The 23,600-nt window shown below is 33.5% G+C and carries 23 protein-coding genes; 9 read left to right on the top strand and 14 right to left on the bottom strand.

The window, feature by feature from the left end; all coding sequences use genetic code 11:
* Positions 1-207: 207 nt before the first annotated feature.
* Positions 208-1,953 (bottom strand): TonB-dependent receptor, encoded by a 1,746-nt coding sequence (locus H7F21_RS06995; protein WP_185788478.1) that lies wholly within the window; start codon positions 1,951-1,953, stop codon positions 208-210.
* A gap of 54 nt (positions 1,954-2,007) precedes the next feature.
* A complete protein-coding gene (locus H7F21_RS06990) occupies positions 2,008-5,031 on the bottom strand; it encodes a tetratricopeptide repeat protein (RefSeq protein ID WP_185788477.1) in 3,024 nt (1,007 codons plus the stop codon).
* 224 nt (positions 5,032-5,255) lie between these two features.
* Here H7F21_RS06990 and H7F21_RS06985 point away from each other — a divergent pair, with 224 nt between their 5' ends.
* The 3 genes from H7F21_RS06985 to H7F21_RS06975 are packed head-to-tail and all read left to right on the top strand — an operon-like array spanning position 5,256 to position 7,769.
* Entirely contained in the window at positions 5,256-5,939 is a 684-nt protein-coding gene (locus tag H7F21_RS06985; protein WP_185788476.1) for a cell division ATP-binding protein FtsE, read from the top strand.
* A 13-nt stretch (positions 5,940-5,952) separates the two neighbouring features.
* Positions 5,953-6,840: a glycosyltransferase family 2 protein gene (locus H7F21_RS06980; protein WP_185788475.1), complete on the top strand. Its 888-nt coding sequence runs from the start codon at positions 5,953-5,955 to the stop codon at positions 6,838-6,840.
* Between the two features lie 5 nt (positions 6,841-6,845).
* On the top strand, positions 6,846-7,769 hold the full coding sequence (locus H7F21_RS06975) for a glycosyltransferase family 2 protein (RefSeq protein WP_185788474.1): 924 nt from the start codon (positions 6,846-6,848) through the stop codon (positions 7,767-7,769).
* Here H7F21_RS06975 and H7F21_RS06970 read toward each other — a convergent pair.
* Both H7F21_RS06970 and H7F21_RS06965 read right to left on the bottom strand, forming a co-directional pair.
* Positions 7,754-8,161 carry a sugar 3,4-ketoisomerase gene (locus tag H7F21_RS06970; RefSeq protein WP_185788473.1) on the bottom strand — a complete coding sequence of 136 codons (408 nt, stop codon included), beginning with the start codon at positions 8,159-8,161 and terminating at the stop codon, positions 7,754-7,756. The genes H7F21_RS06975 and H7F21_RS06970 overlap by 16 nt on opposite strands.
* A 1-nt stretch (position 8,162) precedes the next feature.
* Positions 8,163-9,251, bottom strand: a complete 1,089-nt coding sequence (locus tag H7F21_RS06965; protein WP_185788472.1) for a glycosyltransferase — start codon at positions 9,249-9,251, stop codon at positions 8,163-8,165.
* A 42-nt stretch (positions 9,252-9,293) separates the two neighbouring features.
* Here H7F21_RS06965 and H7F21_RS06960 point away from each other — a divergent pair, with 42 nt between their 5' ends.
* A complete protein-coding gene (locus tag H7F21_RS06960; RefSeq protein WP_185788471.1) occupies positions 9,294-10,433 on the top strand; it encodes a glycosyltransferase family protein in 1,140 nt (379 codons plus the stop codon).
* Between the two features lie 10 nt (positions 10,434-10,443).
* Here the strand turns inward: H7F21_RS06960 and H7F21_RS06955 are convergent, their stop codons facing one another.
* The 8 genes from H7F21_RS06955 to typA form a co-directional block, all read right to left on the bottom strand.
* On the bottom strand, positions 10,444-11,733 hold the full coding sequence (locus H7F21_RS06955) for an O-antigen translocase (protein ID WP_185788470.1): 1,290 nt from the start codon (positions 11,731-11,733) through the stop codon (positions 10,444-10,446).
* A gap of 15 nt (positions 11,734-11,748) precedes the next feature.
* Complete coding sequence (locus H7F21_RS06950; protein ID WP_185788469.1) at positions 11,749-13,056, bottom strand: O-antigen translocase; 1,308 nt, start codon at positions 13,054-13,056, stop codon at positions 11,749-11,751.
* A complete protein-coding gene (locus tag H7F21_RS06945; RefSeq protein WP_185788468.1) occupies positions 13,057-14,160 on the bottom strand; it encodes a DegT/DnrJ/EryC1/StrS family aminotransferase in 1,104 nt (367 codons plus the stop codon).
* The gene (locus H7F21_RS06940) at positions 14,160-15,002 is read right to left on the bottom strand and encodes a FemAB family protein (protein WP_246431430.1); all 843 of its coding nucleotides are present in this window, start codon (positions 15,000-15,002) and stop codon (positions 14,160-14,162) included. Before H7F21_RS06940 ends, H7F21_RS06945 begins: the two co-directional genes overlap by 1 nt.
* A gap of 119 nt (positions 15,003-15,121) precedes the next feature.
* Entirely contained in the window at positions 15,122-16,291 is a 1,170-nt protein-coding gene (locus H7F21_RS06935) for a sulfatase-like hydrolase/transferase (protein ID WP_185788467.1), read from the bottom strand.
* 299 nt (positions 16,292-16,590) lie between these two features.
* A complete protein-coding gene (locus H7F21_RS06930; RefSeq protein ID WP_185788466.1) occupies positions 16,591-17,973 on the bottom strand; it encodes a class I SAM-dependent methyltransferase in 1,383 nt (460 codons plus the stop codon).
* A gap of 5 nt (positions 17,974-17,978) precedes the next feature.
* Positions 17,979-18,173 carry a hypothetical protein gene (locus tag H7F21_RS06925; RefSeq protein WP_185788465.1) on the bottom strand — a complete coding sequence of 65 codons (195 nt, stop codon included), beginning with the start codon at positions 18,171-18,173 and terminating at the stop codon, positions 17,979-17,981.
* Positions 18,174-18,254: 81 nt separating this feature from the next.
* Positions 18,255-20,054: a translational GTPase TypA gene (gene typA / locus H7F21_RS06920; protein WP_185788464.1), complete on the bottom strand. Its 1,800-nt coding sequence runs from the start codon at positions 20,052-20,054 to the stop codon at positions 18,255-18,257.
* Positions 20,055-20,246: 192 nt separating this feature from the next.
* Between typA and H7F21_RS06915 the strand changes: the two genes are divergently transcribed.
* Both H7F21_RS06915 and kdsA read left to right on the top strand, forming a co-directional pair.
* Positions 20,247-20,606: a hypothetical protein gene (locus H7F21_RS06915; protein ID WP_185788463.1), complete on the top strand. Its 360-nt coding sequence runs from the start codon at positions 20,247-20,249 to the stop codon at positions 20,604-20,606.
* Positions 20,607-20,644: 38 nt separating this feature from the next.
* Complete coding sequence (gene kdsA, locus H7F21_RS06910; RefSeq protein WP_221892435.1) at positions 20,645-21,457, top strand: 3-deoxy-8-phosphooctulonate synthase; 813 nt, start codon at positions 20,645-20,647, stop codon at positions 21,455-21,457.
* Here the strand turns inward: kdsA and H7F21_RS06905 are convergent.
* Both H7F21_RS06905 and H7F21_RS06900 read right to left on the bottom strand, forming a co-directional pair.
* Entirely contained in the window at positions 21,447-21,833 is a 387-nt protein-coding gene (locus tag H7F21_RS06905) for a DUF1801 domain-containing protein (protein ID WP_185788462.1), read from the bottom strand. The two genes, kdsA and H7F21_RS06905, sit on opposite strands and share 11 nt — an antisense overlap.
* A 6-nt stretch (positions 21,834-21,839) precedes the next feature.
* Entirely contained in the window at positions 21,840-22,184 is a 345-nt protein-coding gene (locus H7F21_RS06900) for a hypothetical protein (RefSeq protein ID WP_185788461.1), read from the bottom strand.
* Positions 22,185-22,295: 111 nt separating this feature from the next.
* Between H7F21_RS06900 and H7F21_RS06895 the strand changes: the two genes are divergently transcribed.
* From H7F21_RS06895 to H7F21_RS06885, 3 genes are read left to right on the top strand one after another with little or no spacing between them, the layout of a single operon-like run.
* Positions 22,296-22,904: a hypothetical protein gene (locus tag H7F21_RS06895; protein ID WP_185788460.1), complete on the top strand. Its 609-nt coding sequence runs from the start codon at positions 22,296-22,298 to the stop codon at positions 22,902-22,904.
* Entirely contained in the window at positions 22,901-23,272 is a 372-nt protein-coding gene (locus tag H7F21_RS06890) for a hypothetical protein (RefSeq protein WP_185788459.1), read from the top strand. Before H7F21_RS06895 ends, H7F21_RS06890 begins: the two co-directional genes overlap by 4 nt.
* Positions 23,273-23,305: 33 nt before the next feature.
* Positions 23,306-23,599, top strand: coding sequence for a winged helix-turn-helix domain-containing protein (locus tag H7F21_RS06885; RefSeq protein ID WP_185788458.1), 294 nt, complete (start codon positions 23,306-23,308; stop codon positions 23,597-23,599).
* The last annotated feature ends 1 nt before the right edge of the window (position 23,600 follow it).

Genomic DNA, 23,600 nt, shown 5'->3' with positions numbered 1-23,600 from the left:
ACTACTAGTTACGATTCTGTAAATGGTAAAACCACTCGAAGTGACAATAAATGTAAAAATAAGAAAAGCGTTTCGAATTAAAACGCTTTAAATTATAACTAAAAAGAAAGAGATTGCTTTGTCACAAGTTCCTCACAACGACGATAAGTCATGAGATCCTGTGCAGATTTCGAGAACCTCAGCCTCCGTTCAGGATGACGCTTCGCGTCAAAAATCAAATTGATAGGTTGCACCTGCCAAGGCTTGTATCCCTTGAACAGGGAAATTTAAATAGCGCTCATAATCTTGGTTCAGCATATTATTAACCTTAGCAAAAACCGATAATTGGTCATTGACCTTATAGCCTACATGTGCGTTAGCATCAAAATAACTTTCCAAAGTGGTTGTTATCGGAGGATTGGGATTAACAAATGGACCTATTCGTTCTTGTTGGTCTTTTCGCTCACCGACATAAAAGGCACTTGCACCAGCAAACCATTTCTCAGTAATCTGAACATCCATAAAAATAGATCCCGTAACATCTGGTAAGTTCCATGCTTCGGATTGTTCATCTGTATTATAACTGAAATACTCACCTTTAAATCCAAGTGTGAAATTCCTATTGACATCAATATTTAATTCACCTCCAACTGAAAAGGTATTAACGTCGTCGTACACTACGCCAAATGAATTTCCAAATTGATAATTAATATCATCTCTATCACCAAAGGGCTCACTGTTAATATTATTCGCCTTAAAAAGCGCTTTATTGCCTTCAGAATAATAATTACCCTTAATATTATAGCTTACGTTGTTAGATAGCTTTCCTTTTAGTCCTATAAAACCATTGAAACGTTGATCAGTCGGGACCACAAACAGTGTTGGTGACACAAATGGATTCTCATTGGCAAAATCGTAATAAGAGTTTTGCTGCAGTTGTCCTGTAATACCACCATAGGCAATTAAAATTTCATCAACTAAACGATAAGTCGCTTCAATATTTGGATAAATAAAGAATTGGTTATCACTAAACTCCGTATCATTTAGATACACTAATCTCAAACCTAAATTAACGGTTAGATCATCTTGTTTTAATTGAAATGATGGTGATAAGCCAAATGTGACATTTCCATATTTAATTTCATCTGGAGAGCTAAAACCATTATCAAAACTACCACCAATGTAGTCTATATAAAACTCTGTACTGATTTCCTCACCTTGTACAGGCACATCAAAACTTGTTGTTGCAACAAATCGATTTTCACCTGAGTCATAATCATCTCCAAAACGCCTAAAACGTACGCTTCCATCTTTAATGATAGCATCATCAAACTTTAGCTTACCTCCAAGATGGAAACCGCTAAACGTGTGCCTGGTATCGTTTTGATCAACTGGAGCTTCAGAAAAGAAATCTTCAGGCAAACCATACCAATTATAGGTCATTATGTCAAAACCTCCATTCACTTTCCATGAGAAATCTCTTAATTTTTGAGAGTAGTACGCGTTTAAACCTGTTTTTGCAAAGCTGTCATCTAACAATAATCCATCAATGCCTCCTCCTGAAGAGTGATGGCTGAAATAACCACCTACATTTTCGGTATTACTTAATTCGTGGTTAAGATAAACCTCACCCAATATTGTCGTATATGTTCCAACACCTAAAGAGGCATAATTATCATATAGGTATACAGGCTTCGCCTTATCCACCTTTGCTGCTTTACCTTTTGCTGGTGTGAATGTTGATGCCACTGGAATTGAAAATATATTATACTTGACTTCTTTTTTCTTTACCATATTGGAATCGCTCAATTTTGGTGTATCCTTAATTTTAAAGGCATCCGAAATTGTTGGTGTATATGGCTTTACAACATTTACAACTTGATCATCAATAGTGTCTTTGGTGCGCTCTTGAGCGAATGTAAAAGACAGACTACTTGATATGGTGATTATAAAGATTAAAAACTTGATTTTCATTTTATATATTTTGATTGCACTTAAACGACACTTCGAGAGCCTCAGTGTCCAGTTCTAGTTGTCGTCTGTTTCGATTGATGAATTTGTTTTTGCTTCTTCTGCTTTTATTTTATTAAGTTCAAATTTTGCCTCTTGGACTACATCGTCAAAATCTGGGAAATTAGAAATTACACTTTCCAAAATATACGTCGCTTGAAAGGCGTCTCCCAAAGCATAGAAGTTCTTTGCCATTACAACTAGCCCTTTTGCGCTGTAATATTTATAGCTACTGTAGTCTTTAGCTAATTTTTGAATGGTTACATTGGAAGCTTTATACTTACCTTCCTTATTTTTAAAATAGCCATTGTAGTACAACGCTTCAGCAGCGACACCTCCTGTTGCAATCTTCTCTACATCTGCATAAGCATCTTTTGCTCTAGCCTCGTTTCCGGTTTTTATAGCGGAACGCGCAATGATAATCTTAGCATCGCTTTTTACTTTGTTATCTAAATTTGAATTCGCTAACACTTTTTCAGCATAACTTTCCGCCGAAGCGAAATCTTCTGTTTGATAGTACGCATTCATTAAATTCGATTGCGCATACAGAACATTTTGAGGATAATCGGCTTCCGTTTCTAAAGTTTTTAAAACTGGAATCGCTTTAGACCAATTAGAATCTGTCAAATAGATTTCACATAGCCGTACCATGGCCTGCTCTGTATATTCACTTTTTGAGGCTTCAACTACATATTGGTAATGTGGTTGTGCATTTTCGAACAAATCTTTTTTGTAATATAACTGCGCTAGATAGAAGTGCGATTTTAAAGCATGAATACCATTCGGGAATTGATTTAGATATTTATTGAACTGCCTTATGGCGTTATCGGTATCATTGTCTAAATATGGCTTTTCAGCTGCTAAATACATAGTGTTATCCAACTCAACATCTGTGACCTCAACATAATCCAATGATTTTACCCAACGTGCATACTCGTCTACTCGTCCTAAATCTATATAAATTAAACGTGCTGTAGACACGGCTTGAACCGCTTCACCAGAACCAGGAAAATCCTTGGCTACTTTTTTAAATTTGGCTAAGGCAAGCTCATTATCACTTGCATTATAGTAGACTAAGCCTTGACGCAACAATGCTTTTGATGTAAATGCGCTTCGTCTATATTCGGAATTCAAACGATCGTACATTTGCATAGCTTTATCAGAATCACCAGACTTAACATAAGAATTTGCTAACTCATACATGGCATCATCTCTTAAAGCTGATTTTGGATAGCCCTCTATAAACGTAGATAGCTCAGAAATCTTTTTGGTGCTTTTTCCCAAATAGCCTTGACTCATTGCTTTCTGAAAAGCAGCATAATCCGTTTCAATCTCATTGATTTGAATTGCCTTATCGTAAGCATTTATAGCACTTTGATATTTACTCGATACAAAATAACCATCAGCCAACCTTAAATAGGCATCGTTTCTTCGTGATCTGTCGCTAGAGTTTTTATCTATAAATTTCTGAAAATATTTAGAAGCATTGCTGTAATCCTTCAATTTAAAGTAGGTATAAGCCAAATTATAACCCAAATTGTCGCTTTCCGGTAAACTTGAAGATTCTCCCATACCATCAAATTGCTTAAAGCCAATCAGCGCATCATTATAATTCGTTAAGTTGTATTCTGTTTCTGCTTTCCAAAATGTAGCTTTTGCAACAAAAACTGGGTCTCTTGGCTCCTGTAACGAACTATTGAATAAATCCAAAGCTTCGTTATATCGTGTTTCATTGTAGAGTTCAATGCCTCTTAAAAATGCTACTTTTTGATAAGCCACCTTATTTTCAAAACTATTCATTCCTTTTAGGAGTTCTAGTGCTTCTTTATAGTTTTTGGACGTGATGTAGGAATCGATTAACAATGTTTCAATTTCCTCTTTATAACTCGTTTCTGGATATTTATCTAAATAACCAGCTAATACTTGTGGAACAGACTGATATGGATTACCAATCTCATAACTGATCTTAGCATAGTTTAACCATGCATCTTCTTGGATTTTTAAATCATAATCCATTTCCGAGGCATTCCTAAAAGCATTTAAAGCTTCCTGCTTCTTATCTAAATTGATATAGCTTTCACCCAAATGGTAATATGCATTTTGGGCTACTGCATTGTTGCCATCAATGATTTTATTGAACTCTGAAATCGCAGATTCAAAATCATTTTGCTTGTAGTATGTATAGCCTAGCTGATAGTAATCGGTATTATTCCATTTGCCACGTTTACCTTCATAGACCTTTAAATATGGCAATGCTTCGGCGTATTGCTCTAGGTTAAAATAACTTTCACCAATGATTTTGGATAGTTCTGATTCCTCTTCGCCTCTTACATTTGGTAATTGTTCCTTTGCAAGCTCAATAGCCTTTTCAAATTTTCCTAATTTGAAGTTTAAATCCGCCTGATAATAAGAGAGCTTCTCCTTGTACTTTTCATTATCGCTTACTTGATCGAAATACTCATTTGCCGTATCATAATCATCACCTTCATAAGCCATATAACCAATATAATATTTGGCTTGAGAACCATATTCCTTAGAATTTACTACACGATTTAAATACTTAGTCGCCTGAGTTTTACTCTTAGTGGCATAAAGGCTATATCCATAATTAAAGTTGAATCGATCCCGCTCAGAACGCGAGATACTTAGTTCATCTACTTTCTGATACCATTTACGTGCATAAGCATATTTGGAATTTTCAAAATAATAATCCGCAACGTCCAAGAATGCTGTATTACGCTTGGTACTCGTTGGATATTCTTCAACAAATTCCGTAATTAAATCGTCTGCATTATTTTGATTTAAACGCACAGCGCAATTTGCAATATAATAAGAGCAATCTGACTTTATAACAGCATCGTCCGTGTTGTACTTAATATCATCAAACAGAGATTGGGCAGCTTTATACTGTTTGTTATTATATAAGGTCAATGCTTTCTGGTAGTCTTTTAAATCGCTTGTATACACTGCCGAATTTTGTGTAAAACCCAAACAAGTAAAAGCGAAAAAAACGATAATGATTTGTCTTTTGAGAAGTAGCATTTTAGTCGTTTTTTGATTATTATTTATTGATGATTCTTTCTATTCAAATATAATTCAATACAAAATCTATAACGGTAGAAATTATGTATAATTATAAACGGATTTATTAAATGTTAAAAGTCCATGTATTAATTATTAAACTTTGATGTTAAACTATTTATTGTTGATTTGATATTTGATTTTATTAATAATACATTTACGCTAATCAAAATTTAAGCCAAAATATGTCCGAAACGGTTTTACAACTCAAAGATGCAATGATATACCAAGGTAACAATTTGGTACTTTCTAAGGTGAATTTTGAAATGCAAAAAGGTGATTTTGTATATCTTATTGGTAAAACAGGAAGTGGAAAAAGTAGCTTTATGAAAACGCTTTATGGTGACTTAGAACTCAATGAAGGGGAAGGCACCGTAGTGGATTTTAATCTTAGGACGATGAAAGAAAACGATATTCCTTTTTTACGCAGAAAGTTGGGTATTGTTTTTCAGGATTTCAAGTTACTACCAGACCGAACCATTAATGGTAATCTTGAATTTGTTCTTAAAGCCACCGGCTGGCAAGATAAGGATAACATAAATGAGCGCATTGAAACCGTATTGGATAAAGTAGGCATGAAAACTACAGGCTTTAAATATCCTCATGAGCTTTCTGGTGGAGAACAACAGCGTATCGCTATCGCAAGGGCTTTGCTAAACGATCCAGAACTCATCTTAGCCGATGAGCCGACAGGAAATCTAGATCCTCAGACCAGTATTGAAGTTATGGAGGTGCTGCAAGACATAAATAAAAACGGCAATACCATATTAATGGCAACCCACGATTATGCGTTACTTTTGAAATACCCAAGCAAGACTTTAAAATGTGATGAAAATAAGGTCTTCGAGGTAGTACAACGCAAGAGCTAATTGTATAAATACCATGCTATCGATACTCATTCCTGTTTATAATTATAAAATTAAAAATCTTTTAATTTCATTGGACAATGCTTTTGAAATTATTGATTTCGATTATGAAATACTGTGCTGGGAAGACGGTTCAGTACTATACTCGCAGGAAAATAAGGCTATTTGTAAATCTATTGAAAATGCGAATCATCTCATTTCAGTAGAGAATAAAGGACGCATTACTTCGCGCAAGTCATTAGCTCAAAAAGCAAAATACGATTGGTTGCTTTTTTTAGATGCAGACGTTATTCCCGAAAGCAAAGACTTCATCGAAAGATATTTTGAAATCATAAAAAAAAATAACTATGAAGCCATCTATGGGGGAATTTGTTATGATTCTGAAACACCTGAAAGTGAATATATTTTACGCTGGAAATATGGTAGGAAATATGAGCAAATCGAAGCTAAAAAACGAAATAAACATCCATACAAGCATATAGTTTCTTCGAATTTTTTGATTAAAAAAAATATCTTCCTAAAGATATGTTCTCAAATCAATAATGATGGCTATGGCTACGACCTCTTTTTTGGAGCTTTAATGAAGTCCCATAAATCAAACATCTATCATATAGATAACTCTGCAATTCATAAAGGACTAGATAAAAATGCTGAATTTTTAAAAAAGACGGAAATTGCTACTCAGAGACTCTATGAACTTTATAATCACGAACATATTAGAAATACCGAAAATAGCCTTTTGAAGCTTTTTGAGAAAATAAAAGAACTTCATCTTAGAAAAATCATAGCAACTACGTTTTTTATTTTTAAGAAACCTTTGACAAAACAACTGCTAAGCACCAAACCCAATATTAAGTTACTACAATTTTATAAATTAGGTTACCTTAGCTCATTAACCTTTTAACAAAAATGACTCCATTTTTTTCAGTTGTAGTAACTGTATATAACAAAGCTGAATTTATAAAAGAGACCTTAAATAGTGTATTACAGCAATCGTTTCAGGATTTTGAAGTTATTATTATCAATGATGGCTCTACTGATAATAGCAAGACAGTCATTGAATCTATTGAGGATAAGCGTATTCGACTAATTTCCGCGTCTAACCAAGGTGCTTCTTTAGCTAGAAATAGAGGCATAAAAGAAGCTAAATGTAACTACATTGCTCTATTAGATGGCGATGACGAATGGGATAAAGATTATCTAAAATACATTCATCATGCCATATCAGCATATCCTGAATATTCAATTTTTACAACAGCAGTAGCGCACAAATATTCTAAAAAAATTGTCCCAGCGAGTTATAGTTTTAGGCAAAATAAAATGACCTCAATACATAATTTTTTTGAATCTAGTTTGGATCACACCATTTTAACCAGCTCAAGTATTGTTTTTAAAAAACAAATCATAGAGATCACTGGATACTTTGACCCTGACATAAAATCTGGTCAGGATACGGATTTATGGATTAGAATTGGCTTAAATTATGATATCGTTTTTATAGACAAAATTTTAGCTTATTACAGATTTGTTGCAAAAAGTCTGAGTAATACAACTTTTAACGTTGGAGCAAAACCTAAATTTGATAAATACCTAAATGAAGAGCAAGAAAATAAGTCATTAAAAATCTATGTTGATAGAAATCGTTTTCCTCTAGCAATACTTAGCAAATTAAATAACGACCAACAAAGCTTTGACTATTATAAAAACAGTCTCGATGAAAACCATTTAGTTTTAAAACAAAAACTACTCTTAAAATCTCCTAAATGGCTGATAAAACTTCTGTTAAACATTAAGTCCTTGAAAGGAGAGAAACTATATTACCCCAAAAGCTGATTTACAAAGGTTTTGTAATCTCTAATATATTCATCTTCGTTATACTCCGTTGAGGCCAAAACCAAACATACTGAACCGGATGAGAAATTATCAATTTCTCTCCAAGTATGGGTCGGAATATACAAACCTTGAGTAGGCTTATTTAACATTATGCGTTCCCTAGACTTACCATTGTCTATGGTGACCTCAAAACTACCACTAAGTGCTATTATAACTGATTCTTGTTCTCTATGTGCATGACCACCTCTATAACTATCACTTGGTACATCATATAAATAATATATGCGCTTTATATCAAAAGGAAGTACTTCTTTTTCAATAACAGCAAGTGAACCGCGTTCATCGTGCACTTTAGGTATGTTCAATAACTTTATGTTGCTGATGTTATGCATACTAATTTAATATTGCTTTCCATTGTAGTCCAATAGTCTTCATTGATAAATGGGCAACACTGGATTTTGCGTTAGCTTTACAGCGTAAATATAATTCTTTATCCTCCACTAATCTATCCATAGCTTGTGCTAAAGCTTTAATATTATGATTTTCTACTAGCAGCCCATTATGTTCGTCTACGATAATCTCATTTGGTCCGGATTGACAATCTACGGAGATTACTGGCGTACCGAGTGCCAAAGACTCTATAAGTGTCCTCGGAAAACCTTCATATCTACTTGTTAAAACAGTAAAAACAGCCTCTTTTACCCAACCATAAGGATTAGACTTATACTCTAAAAAACTTACACTATTATTAAGTCTTAATATTTCACTTTTATTCAATAGCAAGTCTTTATCTTTTCCCGCCCCAAGTATGATCAACTTAATTTCTTTTTGAAAAATTTTTGATTCAGCATATGCTTGCAACAAAAGAGAGATATTTTTTATAGAATCATCTAATCGACCAAAAAACAGAATAAATTTATTCTTTACATCCACTTCGGACATAACAGATACATTATTTATAACGATAGGATTGTTAATTACAGTGAGATTTTTAAACCCATATTTCTTTTTTAATTTTACTGAAATACCGTTCGATACTGCAATAATTCTATGAGCAGAACTATAAAGCCTATCTCCAAAAAAGCGATTTGGATTAATATAACCATCAGTATTGTAGCTGCGAACACAATAAATCGTTTTTTTAGGGTTATATATAAAATTAGATATTAAGAATTCCTTAAATAATCCTATTCTAGTTCTACTATCAATAACGTAATCGAAATGGTGTTTTTTGAGATAATTCTTAAAAACCTTTAATCGCTTTAGTCTTCCTAAAATAGAATCATCCTCATCCTTTAATACACCAAGATTTAGTAATGTGCCCTTGAAAGGATAATCTATTTTATTGAGTACAGAAACTATATGAATATCATAACCCAGATCAAACAACATTTCTGACAAAATAGCCGAAGATCGCTCTGCACCACCAGCACCGAGAGAAGATACTACAATACAAATTTTTTTAGTCTTGGGTTTAACCATTAAAATTTATCTTTGAAAACAAATGTAACGATATAGATATAAATGAAGATTTTATTAGTTGGTGAATATAGCAGACTTCATAATTCATTAAAAGAGGGTTTAATAAAACTAGGTCATAATGTTACTATAGTTGCCTCATATGATGGCTTTAAGAAGTATGAGGTTGATTTTTTGATCAGGAAAAAATATCAAAAAGCACTACTTAAGAAAATAAAGAATTTTGTTTACAGGATTACTAATATTGATTTAGAATCCTTAAATGTTAAAAAACAAATTGAAAGGCTTCAACCACAAATTAGTAATTATGATGTTGTTCAATTTATTAATGAAGCATCTTTTGGATGTACAGCTAATATTGAGAAAGATATATTTGATCTTATAAGCAGTTGGAATAAAAAGACTTTTTTGCTTTCTTGCGGTACCGACTATCTAAGCGTTGGTTTTGCCAATGATGAAAAACTTAGGTACTCAATCTTGACTCCTTATAAAAACGCGAAAGACAAAAGCTTTTCACATAGCTATGGCTTAAAGTTTCTACTACCAGATTTCAAAAAGCTTCATGAACATATTTATAACAAGATACAAGGTGTTATCGCTTCAGACCTAGACTATCACATACCTCTTCAAGATCACCCAAAGTACTTAGGATTGGTTCCTAATCCTGTGAATACCAATCTTCTTAAGTTTAAGAAAAATCAAATAAAAGACAAGATCATTATTTTCCACGGTATAAACTCCAATAATTATTATAAGAAAGGAAACGATGTATTTGAAGAAGCTCTTGCCATTCTAAGCGAAAAATATGCAGAAAAAATTAAGATTGTAACAGTAAGAAGTTTACCCTATAAAGATTACATTAAAGCGTATGATGATTCACATATCCTCTTAGATCAAATTTACGCTTATGATCAAGGCTATAACGCCTTAGAAGCCATGGCCAAAGGAAAAGTGGTTTTTACAGGTGCAGAAAAGGAATGGGTAGATTATTACAACATTCAGGAAGATACTATTGTCATTAATGCATTACCAGATGCTAAAGCAATAGCAAAAAAATTAGAGTGGCTAATTCTAAACCCAAATAAGATAACTCAAATTTCAAATAAAGCACGCCAATTTATAGAAGAACACCACAATTATATAACGTCTGCTAAAAAGTATCTGCATATCTGGCAGCACAACTAGCATCAGTAATCTAAGTGGTCTTGGAACGTTTATCGCTATAATAAGAATTAACAACAAAAATCACGAGCACAAAATATATGATATATCTCACTAGATGTGCAATAACAACACCTTCTGTATCATAATACTGAATAAATATCTTAGTAAGCGCAAAAAATAGCACTAAAGATATAATCTCTGTAATTACAAAACTCTTAACCAAACGCTTAGCCAAAAATTGATGCGCCAATACTAAGGCGCAAAGACGAATAAAGTCACCCAGTAATTGCCATTTAAATAAAGGCTCCATACCGATGAAATTTGGATAAACAATTTCTATAATCAAATTTCTAAATAGATATACCAAAATCATCCCTAGCCCAAATATGGGTAATATGGTTTTATAGATATTTAATATCTCCCTTTTAAATTCAGTTTTATTATGAATATTTGCGAATTTAGGGATCACATAAAGCGAAAATAATCCTGTAGCAAATACCATGTAGTTTTTAGAAATAAATGTAATAGCAGTCCAATAACCAGCCTCATTGACATTGATATCATTTGCTACCATTGTTCTTATATTAATTTCCACATAGTTCAATAAGAAAGCAGATACAAAAGACATGAGCGTAAATGCCAAGAGCTGATTTTTATAACTAAAACCAAATTTTAAGTTCCTAAATATTACATACTTTTTTAATCTTTTACCAAAAACAAAACCTAGTACTATGAGTTGAATTATAGGTGCCAGGGCAATTGCTACAATTACTCCATCCAGGTCAGAATAGTATAAGCCTATAAGAAGAACAGCTGTAGCTAATAAGTAGCTTATCAGTTCTATTTTGGCGTATTTCTTATAGTCAGATAGTCCGCTTACAATCCCATTAATTGTTCTATTAATAGCAATACAAGGTACGATTGCCGCCAACAGTTTAAAGACATATGAAAACTCATTAGATTTAAAGAGGTAGTTAGAAAAATAACTCGATCCAAAGAATAATACTAAACTAGATACTAAGGATCCCAGAATTACAAAGACGGTGGCTGTAGAGAAGAGTTTGGTCAACTCAGGTTTATCTTCCTTAAGTTCTGCAACATATTTGACGATACCACTAAACATTCCCAATGTTGATGTGCTAGTTAACATTGCGATAGCATTGCGCACTTGACCAATACTTGCAATACCGGCTTCACCGACCGTAATTGCCAATAAACGCTGCACAAAAATTGAAACAATTAACCTAATAAAAATGACAATGGCATTAAGCGAAGTAATCTTAAATACTATATTACCGCTAAGAAATTTTGGAAGCTTCACGTTAGTTTTATTTTTTTAGTAGTCATCTATTCCTTCTTCATTTAAAACACCAAATAAAGAACTACCAAAAATCAACAATATTATACCAAAATGCATTAAATAACTTAAACAATGTCCCATGACGGCACCTTTTAGTCCAAAAATATCTATGAGATAAATACTAGAAACATACATGATTACAAAAAGAAATATTTCAATAATTATAAAATGCGCAAACATTTTCTTGGCCAAAAATTGATAAGCTATTACCATGGACATGACACGCATAAAATCACCTAAGATTTGATATCCGAATAAATCCTCAATAGGCCTAAATTCTTCAGTAAACAATATAGTTACCAGGAAAGATCGCGTCAGATATACAATTAGTAAGATTAAGGCGAATATTGGTAAAACCGTTTTATAAAAGCTAAACACCTCTTTTCTAAATTCTTTTTTAGAATCAATTTGAGTAAAACGCGGTAAAATATAAAGAGCCATTAGAGAATAGATAAACATAAGATAATAGTCAGAAACGCGATTTACTGCTTCCCAATAACCAGCCTCTTTTATTCCAATTTCGTCAATAATATAATTCCTTATAATTATTAAAACAACTGGTATAGCAATTGAAGACACCAAGGCCATTATCATGTTAGGACTTAATTGTTTTAATACTGAAAAGTCTATGCTAGTGATTTTAATGTAAGGCGCTAGATTCTTTCTAAATACAATACCGACAAAAGTAATAAGTAAGCTCAATGCTGGCGTAATCACAATGGCCAATAAAGCACCATCAATTTTGTTCTGCCATATTAACAAAATAGTAACCAGTAAGCCTAGAACCTGGCCAATAATATTTATAACTAAGAGTATTCTATATTTTGAAAACCCATTCATTATGCAAAACAAAAACATATTCAAGGCATAGAATGGTAATACAATAGCCAATACTTTTATGATATACTCGTAGTCATTGTTAAGAAAGATCAGCTCATTAATATATTGGGCATTGTAAAAGCAAACGAATGCTAAAAATACAGATGAAAAAAAGCCAAAATAAAATACGGTTGATAGTGTATTGGTAAGCTTGTCAATATTGGTTTTCGTTCTGCTTATAAATTTCACAACACCATCATACAAGCCTGCAATAGCCACTGACTGTATCGCACTTAAAAAATTCCTCAGATTGCCTATAAGCGCCATGCCTTCCGGACCTATGAAAACGGCAATACATTTAGAAATTATAATCCCAGCAATAATCTTAACACTGATATTTGCAGTGTTAAGGCTAGCTGCTTTAATCAGTACCTCAGAATTTATATAATTAAAAAACTTCTTCAATTAGTAGGTGTTTACAACTTCTATGACAGAACGAACTTCTTCTCTAGCCATAACTGGGCTAATTGGCAAACTTATAATTCTTTTATGAATTTGTTCGGTTGTAGGTAATTTTAAATGGGAAAATCGATGCAGCGCATCTTGCTTATGAGGCGCAATCGGATAGTGAATCAACCATCCTATGTTATGTTTATCAAGAAATTTCGTGAAATCTGCTCTATGCTCTACTTCTACCACAAAAGCATAAAATACATGATTGGATGACCCATTGTAAAATGGTAATTTTATTTTTGGATTATTGATATCATTAAGATACTGCTTTGCAATCACACGACGTCTTTGGTTGTCGTCATCTAGGCACTTTAGCTTTATACTTAAAAATGTCGCCTGTACGTCATCCAATCTACTATTGTAACCTATAATGTTGTTTTTATATTTTTCTTTGCTGCCATAGTTCCTCAATAATTTGAGTGTTTCATGTAGTTCTGAATCGTTTGTAGTTATAGCTCCACCATCTCCCAAAGCGCCTAAATTTTTACTTGGGTAAAAACTAAATGCAGCTGCATCACTTAAGTTACCAGCTCTTGTAGATTTGGAATTTGTCATCGCTCCATGCGCTTGAGCTGCATCTTCAATCAGCAATAGATCATGTTGATTTGATAGATGTCTTAATTCTTCTGCTTCTGCCAGCTGACCATAGAGATGCACCATTATAATGGCTTTAACATCCTTAGTTAGTATTTTTTTAACTTCTTGAAGCGAGAGGTTATGAGTATCTGGATTGGGCTCTACCAAAACAGGTTCTAAATCAGCATGCAATACAGACAATATAGTAGCAATGAATGTATTTGCGGGAACAATGATCTTATCCCCTTTTTTTAATTTACCTAATTGAATATATCCTTTTAAAATTAAGGTCAAAGCGTCTAATCCATTGGCTGTACCAATACAAAATTTAGTGCCACAGTATTGAGAAAATTCTCTCTCAAATGTTGAAACATTTTCCCCTAATATAAAATGTGAAGCATCTAAAGATCTACTAAATGCTTCCTGAAATTCCTTGCGAAACCTATTATTTATTTTACGAAGATCTAAAAATGATATCATTACAATTCCAATTTATAAAAGTCTTGGGAATAAACCTCACATCCCAATTCCTCTTTTTGCTTTAATAGGCCCTTATTGTAACCCAACTCATTGTTCTCCGTAACTGTGCCCATGGAGAAAAAGTTTTTCTCAGATCCCTTATACTTATAGATGAGATGCAAAAACAAATACTCTAGAGCACGTTCTTTTTCACCTTTATTTGTCGTTGCTCCATATTGTGATTTAACAATTGGTCCTTTATCAAAAATGGTGATTCCTGCCAAAATATCATCATTTAAATAAATATTGAACTGCCTTACATGATTAGGAAATCGTGATCTCAAAAGGGTTATTTCTTCTAAATTATGAACTGGAGTTGCTTTGTGCTTCTCTTTTAATCGTGGTACTAAAACCATATTCCAAAATAACGAAAAATCGTCAGTCTCCTGTATTACAAACCCTTTTGCATGATTCTTTCTGTAATTTTTAAGTTTGGTCTTATGAATGGCGAATGGCTTGCTGTAATCGATTGCTAAAACCTTGTCTGTTCTATAAACTTCTGCATTTTTATTTGTTAAGGGTATCTCCAAAATATCAATGCCATCATTATAATAAAACTGAGGTAGATTCTTTATATAAAGTGCTTTTATATCTTTTTGCTTCAGGAAATTTGCAACAGCATCAATTATTTTTTCCATATTGGTTATTTCAGAATCGCCATTGATTATAATACCTCCATAAGTTAGGCCTAGATGCGAAAATACCTCATCATCAATTTTATTTGCAGGGAGCACTGCAACGAGTTCATCATCTTCGTAAATCATCAAAGAGAAATCCTGAAACCGATCGCTGTGATAATCCATGAAATTGCGATGGAATAAAAAAGAAGCTTGTTGAGCATTCAGCAAAAATTTATCCCAAACACTATGATCATCTTGCGTGTATTTGCGTATTTCTATAATGATATTGTCCCTTTAATTATTTATTGAATTATTCTACCCTCACCATCAATAAGCTTTTTCACACGCTTTATTCCGAGTGAGTTCAGTCTTAAATTGTAGCTAGAATCATCCTCTAAAGATTCTAAATACTTAGGATTTTCACTTAATGCCGAAAATAAAACACGAAAAATATTCACATTAGTCCTTAAAGCTGTATCATAGTTTTTAATCAAATTTCCATTCCACTTTATTGCAGAAATATTTGAAAAAGTCGAGGTAATCAATTCTGACTCCCTAGCCGAAAACAAATGATTAAAACTTTTTAATCCAACCCAACCGCCATGATCCGCTAAAATTATGATTATACTATTTTCATCATGCTCTGTAATATACTTAATCGTTGTCTTCAACCATAAATTCACTTCTTTGATTCTCTCTATATATCTATCTCGTTCTTGTACTACAGATTCATCGGTTTTATAAAAACCTACGTGATGTGGCAATAATTTCTCTACAAAGAAGAATTTTGGATTATCGCTATCATGCATCACCAACTTTAAGTCAGCTAGAACATCCTTAACCGTATCGTCCCCTTTGCTATTCAACGGAAAATCATCTATCGCAATATTATAATAATCAAAAACTTCTTGTTTTTTATTTTGTTGAAAGTATTCATCCTCAGCTATAAAATAGGTTTCATAGCCATTATTTTTAAAAATATTGGCTACCGCATTGGACGTTGTTATAGATTCTCTTGCATTAGCCATCTCTATTTCTGGAAAAATCATATCTGCGAACTTATGATGTTTCATATTAAACAAAGATGCATTCGATGTTAAGCTAGCTGGATAATTACTCCTGAAGTTATCATAAACTTTAAACTCGTTATTTCGTAACCAATCAAATAAATCATTTTGATAATTGTATGGACTTTTTTCCATCGTGCTTTGTGCAACATAACCATCAGGTTGAATCATATAAACGTTAGGAAAAGATTTGAATTGCACATTTTCAATGTCATCACTTTGCCTTAACCAATAATCTGGTTTTACATCTTCATACATATGAATAACAGTTCTAAAAAAAGAAAGACTTGAAAAGGCAAAAAAGAAAACTACAATCTTCTTATAGTTCTTTCTAGGATTTCGCCAAAGAAAATAGCCTAAAACTGAGACAACACAAAAAAGAGCCATTCCGCGGTTAAAATTCATAAAAAAAGTATACCACAAAAACAAAAATGCAAAAAGCAATACTAGAACCAGCAGTGCATGGCTAACATGCTTCTTTATAGCTATTGTATTGTTGAAACTGTAGTATATTGATAAACAAATTAAAAACGACGTACCCAAGAAAGACAAAGTGAAGTATCCTAAATGTAACCAAGAATTAACGGACCAATAATTATTTGCATAATGAAATATCATTGGTGTAAACCCACATATAAACGCTAAGAGAAATGGCGCCTCTTTTTCACTATTGATAAAGCTAATAATTTTATCTCTAAACCTTTTCATTGTTTAACTTCCATTAAAAACAAAATACGCTCCGAATCAGCGACCACTTCTTCTTCAAGAATATTAAAATACTTCTGATAGGAATTCTTGAATTCTACCAAATTATAAAACCCAAAATGATCCTTAAAATCCATCTTATTTTTTAAAAGTCGCTTTACCCAAGAATCCTCACGTTTAGGAAACTCAATAATGAGATGTTCTGAGAACGTGGCGAAAAACTCAGCAGATCGATCAAAAGGTACATTGCCAGATAAAGACATATGATGTATCACGGCCAATGCCAGGGTGATATCTGGAGCGAACGCCTTAACACGATCCAAAAACGAATCACGCTCCGTATTATTAAGACCAATTGCCGCTGATGGATTTAATACATCCAACACAAAAGGAAGCATATAATCTTCCTTGGCTAATTTCATCGTTTTATGATTAAAGTCTATAGCATTATTATCAATATCGCAGACCAAAGCGGTTTCAACGGATTGTTCTAGCTTTCTTACAAACGTACCATCGTTACCTCCAATATCAATCAAACTTTTTGGTTGTAAGGTGTTTACCCAATCATTGATAATTCTAGATTTCTCAACGAATGCCTCATCCGAATAGTTGATTTTATCGTAATAATTACCCCATTCCGAAGCTTCCTTTAATTCTAATTTCTTAATATAACCATAAAGACTCTCAATAATATTGAGTTGCCCCTTTTTTGTAAGTTTTCCTGCCTTTGCCTCTCCTTTATAGTCTTCGTTATGTTTATCTTCCAACTTGGCCAGTAAATGGATATTAGAATATAACAGCGGGCTCAATTTGGTCTTTAAAGGCAACATTGAGCTTATCATCTTTACCGGAATACCATCAATAAAATTACTCAATAACTTTAACTGCTGCGCACCATGATAATGTGCTAAAACCAATGGTCCAAAGAAATGCATGATAAATTGCTTATAGGCGCGCCACGGTGAATCCTCCTCATAAAAATCAAAAGATAAGGTATCAATAAATATCGCCTTGCTTTTATGAAAGGCAATATTGAAAGCCGTTGCATCCTTTAAAGAGAAACCATGCTCTAAACTATATTTCTGAAGTCTTAAGATTAGCAAAGCGGCTTCTTTATACATATTGAAGCTCCACTCGTAAGGATACGTTATAAAAGGGATTTTCTCTGCTTGAATGACAACATTGTCTTCGGAACTTGAAATCTCCTTATGAGCAATGAGCAAATCATTTTTAATAAGGTTCTGGTAGAAACCGCTATCTCTCAATGCTTTATATTGCTCAAAATATATTGGATTTATGACACGATTTATTTTTCCATCCTCAACAAAAATATAACCGGAAGGATCTCTAAACGAAGAAGCATGAGCGTTTTTGGCGTTCACTTGGGTTAGTTGTTTTCTTTATCGGAATCTTTAATATCTATATCATCAAAAACATCGTCCTCAATTGGTTTGCCTATGCCTAAAAACACTTTGATCTTATGCATCAGGTTTTTGGAGAAAAGAATCACTCCTGCAACGGCAGCTATAATAGTTTGAATTATCATAGCTCCTAAACCTGGATCGAAATAAAGAAGTGTCATATTGCTTTTTTTGTAAATATAAGAAAACAAAAAAGAGAATGTAAAATACATTCTCTTTAAATATTTAGTTTATAAACTCAATTATAAATTCTTGTTACGCTTACGATCTACCTCTTTCAATAAGACCTTACGTAATCTTAAATGATTTGGTGTTACCTCAACATATTCATCTTTCTGAATATATTCTAAAGCTTCTTCTAAGGAGAATTTAATTGCAGGTACAATCTTAGCCTTATCATCAGCTCCAGATGAACGCACATTACTCAATTTCTTGGTCTTTGTGACATTAACTACCATATCATCTCCACGAGAATTCTCACCTATGACTTGACCCTCATAAATATCTTCTCCCGGATCTACAAAGAACTTACCTCTATCCTGTAATTTATCAATAGAATAAGGAATAGCTTGTCCGTTTTCCATTGATACTAAGGATCCATTCTGACGTTCTGGTATTCCACCTTTAAGAGGTCTATAGTCCACAAAACGGTGGGCCATAATAGCCTCACCAGCCGTAGCAGTTAACAATTGATTACGTAAACCTATAATACCTCTTGACGGCACAATGAATTCACAGACCATACGATCTCCTTTGGCTTCCATACTCAACATTTCACCCTTACGCATCGTCACCATTTCTATAGCTTTACCAGATACATTTTCTGGTAAATCGATAGTCATTTCCTCAAATGGTTCGCATTTTATACCATCAACTTCTTTAATAATAACTTGTGGCTGACCAATTTGGAGCTCATAACCCTCGCGACGCATCGTCTCGATTAAAACCGATAAATGCAATACACCACGACCAAATACCATGAATTTGTCTGCGCTATCCGTTTCTTCAACCCTTAACGCCAGGTTCTTTTCAAGCTCTTTAGTCAAGCGCTCTTTAATATGTCTTGATGTTACAAATTTTCCATCCTTACCAAAGAATGGTGAATCGTTTATGGTAAATAGCATACTCATTGTAGGCTCATCAATCGCAATAGTCTTTAGACCTTCGGGATTTTCTAAATCGGCAACGGTATCGCCAATTTCAAAGCCTTCCAAGCCAACAATAGCACAAATATCACCCGCTTGTACGCCATCTACTTTCTTGCGTCCTAAACCTTCAAACGTATGTAATTCCTTAATCTTACTTTTTACGATCGAACCATCCCTCTTTACTAAAGAAATTTGCTGATTGGCTTTTAAAGTTCCTCTTGTTAAACGGCCAATAGCAATTCGTCCTGTAAATGATGAAAAGTCTAAAGAGGTAATCAACATTTGTGTCGTTCCTTCCTGAATTTTTGGTTCCGGAATATGCTCAATAACCATATCCAATAGAGGCTCAATATTTTCAGTTTCATCTTTCCAATCGTCACTCATCCAGTTGTTCTTTGCAGAACCATAAACCGTAGGAAAATCCAATTGCCATTCTTCAGCACCTAGTTCGAACATTAAATCAAACACCTTTTCGTGAACTTCGTCTGGTGTGCAATTTTCCTTATCGACCTTATTTATGACAACACAAGGTTTCAGTCCTAGATCAATAGCCTTTTGCAATACAAAACGTGTTTGTGGCATTGGTCCCTCAAATGCATCAACCAACAACAAAACACCATCAGCCATGTTCAGAACACGCTCTACTTCTCCTCCAAAATCCGCGTGACCAGGAGTATCAATAATATTGATTTTAGTATCCCTGTAAACGACAGAAACATTTTTTGAGGTAATGGTTATTCCGCGCTCGCGTTCCAAATCATTATTATCTAGAATCAAGTCTCCAGTATTTTCATTTTCGCGGAATAACTGACAATGGTACATTATCTTATCTACCAAGGTAGTTTTACCGTGATCAACGTGCGCAATAATGGCAATATTTTTAATCTTAGTCATAACAGATGCTGATTTAAAGCGCGCAAAGGTACATCTTATTATTGGCATTGCGTTAATTATATGTTATATTTTGGAAATCAGACAATTTGAGTTCGTATCTTACGTTAAAATCATATGATTAATAGTAGCAGCCTACGTTGAAAATCAAAGGCTAATTGGACTATTTATTCTCTAGTGGCTTACATTTTCACGATGCATACAATTAGCAAATACACCAAGTTTATTCCTTATCTGTATTTTTTATCAGTAATCGTTTGTTGGTTTACTGACGTTAATAAACTTGAAGGTATTTCAGCCTATCCTATTTTGTTATTTGGCATTCCATTTATTTGGCAATTGATTAAACCCAGCGGAAAATTAAATTTTTCCTTAGGCATTGTGTTTGTCTGCTTATCGTCTTATCTCATATTAGCTTATCTCGCTGATATCTTAAATATTGTAGATTGGTCCGAATCGGCTAAACGCATTTTATTTTATGGTGGCGCATTGGTCGTTGGGAATTTTGTAATGTCACTTTGGATCATAAGAAACAGTATAAAAAAGGTGTTTTAAAATGTTATCTTTGTGGCTTAATATTTAAGTCTTAAGCTTTGATTTCTATTCCAAAACTAAAACATACCGACTCCAATAATTTCTTTTTACTTTGTGGGCCTTGCGCTATAGAAGGGGAAGACATGGCACTTCGTATTGCTGAGAAAGTCATTACCATTACGGACAAACTTGAAATTCCATACGTTTTTAAAGGTAGTTTTAAAAAAGCCAACAGAAGTAGAATCGACAGTTTTACAGGAATAGGCAACGAAAAAGCACTAAAAATTCTAAAGAAAGTTTCAGAAACTTTTGACGTCCCAACTGTTACGGATATTCATGAAGTATCTGATGCTGAAATGGCTGCGGCATTTGTAGATGTATTACAAATACCTGCGTTCTTAGTGAGACAAACAGATTTGGTCGTTGCAGCTGCAAAAACAGGTAAGGTAGTGAACCTTAAAAAAGGACAATTTATGAGTCCTGAAGCCATGAAGCATGCCGTTCAAAAAGTAAAAGATGCTGGTAATGAAAACGCATGGATAACAGATAGAGGTACCATGTTTGGTTATCAAGATATGATTGTGGATTTTAGAGGTATCCCAACCATGAGAAAATATGCACCTACGGTATTGGATGTCACCCATTCTTTACAGCAACCCAATCAGAGTATTGGAGTTACTGGTGGACGACCAGATATGATTGAAACCATCGCTAGAGCTGGTGTTGTAAATAATGTCGATGGTTTATTTATTGAAACACACTTTGATCCATCCAACGCTAAAAGTGATGGCGCCAATATGTTACATTTAGATAATTTAGAACCTTTATTGACCAATTTAGTAGCCATCAGGAAAGTGGTTGCTACCTTTTAGATTGTTTAGGCTTTAAAATTAGTTTAAACGGATTTGTGTTGATCTCCAATTGCTTTTGAAGCACGTATACCACGACCTCATCATTAATATCTTCTACGGATTTATAGCGTAGTGACCGTATCGATTTTCGATTGGCATCGACAAAATATTCAGTAAAGGCATCCATTTGGTCAAAGTGCCAAAAAGCTAGATCTACATAATCCTTGGATTGATTAAAATAGCATAGGGGAATACCATTGCAATAGTAAAAAGGGATTCGCCATTTATATAATAATTCAGAGTCTGGAGCTACGGCTTCAACAATAGCTTGTAGTTGAAGTAAGATAGATTTATAGGGTTCTTGCTGTTTTAATATGTAAGCTTCTGCTGGATTCAAATCAAACTAAAATAAACTCAAAACACCAAGTACAATAAGTACAATTCCGATAATCGCTTTAAAAGGCATGAGCTTAGCAGATATTTTCCTTAGACTGGTTTCTAAGGCTGGCACTTTGCCAAAAACATGCGTTAACAATAAAATCCCTCCCAAGATACTTACCAAGCCCAGAAGATTAAATTTTAATATTGGTAACACCACAAGTGCACCTCCAATTACAGTCTGAAATGGTGCTAAGACGCCAGCAATCTTATTAAAAAAATTACTTTCTCCATCCCATTTATCTAATGTAGCAAGTCCTAGTAATACACCACCTGCTATATTCGCTATTGTTAAAAGTAATCCGATCATACTATTAAATGTATTTAATTGTTAGAGCATAAATTTAGTTAATATCTTCTAAAATTGTTTTGCTGAATTGAAATAAATTCATTTACTTTGTATTTCAAAGTACTTTTTATTATGAGCAACGAAGATTATTTAAAAGACATCAGCGAGATTAAAAACCTAATGAACAAGTCGTCTCGTTTTATTTCGTTAAGTGGCTTGTCAGGCGTTTTAGCCGGTATTTATGCCTTAATTGGTGCAGCTATAGCTTATTGGTTGGTAATTGCAAAAAGTGATGGTACATTATATATCTTTCATGGGTGGGTATTTTGGACATGTATGTTTGTGCTCGCTATGGTAGCATTTTTAAGTGCCTTAACAGGAATCATACTTACAACACAAAAAGCAAAAAAGAATGACGAAAAAATATGGGACGGTTCTTCTAAACGATTATTAATTAATTTTTTAATTCCTCTTGTGGTTGGCGGTATTTACTGCCTCATCATTCTAAATCAAGGACGATATGGCCAAACTGGTGGATTAATGCTTATATTTTACGGACTTGCTTTAGTAAGTGCTTCAAAATATAGTATTGGAGACATTAAATATTTAGGATATATTGAAATCATTCTTGGACTAGTCGCTAGTTATTATCCTGGTTCTGGGTTTTGGCTTTGGATCTTAGGTTTTGGAATTATGCATATTATTTATGGGAGTTGGATGCATTTTAAGTATGATAGATGAAAAAAAACACGCTGAAAATATTAGTAATACTTTTAATACTCTCTTCTTGTAATAACAAAGTTGAGGCAATTTTCAAAATTTCTAATCAAACAGGTTTTGAAATTGATTCATTAAAAATTGAACCTATGGTAATCCAGGACGGCAAATATATTTCTCTGAAACCTGAAGAAGAAATTAAGTATAGCTCTGATATGACTGGCATTGCTAAAATTGATGGTAATTACAGAATTTCCTACCATCAAAATGGTGAAACCATAGTAAAAGACTTTGGGTATTACACTAATGGTTACCCACTTGAAGATTTAACAATTATTGAAATATTAAGTGACACCATTTTAATTAAAAGTGAAATTGACAATACTTATTAAACAAAAGAGATTCCTGCTTTCGCCGGAAGTTATATGAGCATCATTACCAACATAAACAAACTTTTTGATCATAGGATACGACTTGGTATTATGTCCATTCTTATGGTAAACGAGTATGCTGATTTTAATACCTTAAAAGAACTATTAGGTGCGACAGACGGTAATTTGGCGAGCCATACTAAAGCCCTAGAAAAAGCCGAATATATCTTAGTCGAAAAACAATTTATTGGTAGAAAACCAAATACAAGATATAGTGCAACTAAACTCGGCAAAGCTGAATTTAAAAAGCACATTGAAGCCCTTGAAAAATTAATAAAGAAGACCTAAA

It is taken from the genome of Winogradskyella flava (genome assembly GCF_014243395.1).
GTDB classification, from domain to species: domain Bacteria; phylum Bacteroidota; class Bacteroidia; order Flavobacteriales; family Flavobacteriaceae; genus Winogradskyella; species Winogradskyella flava.
This window is presented reverse-complemented; position numbering and strand designations above follow the sequence as displayed.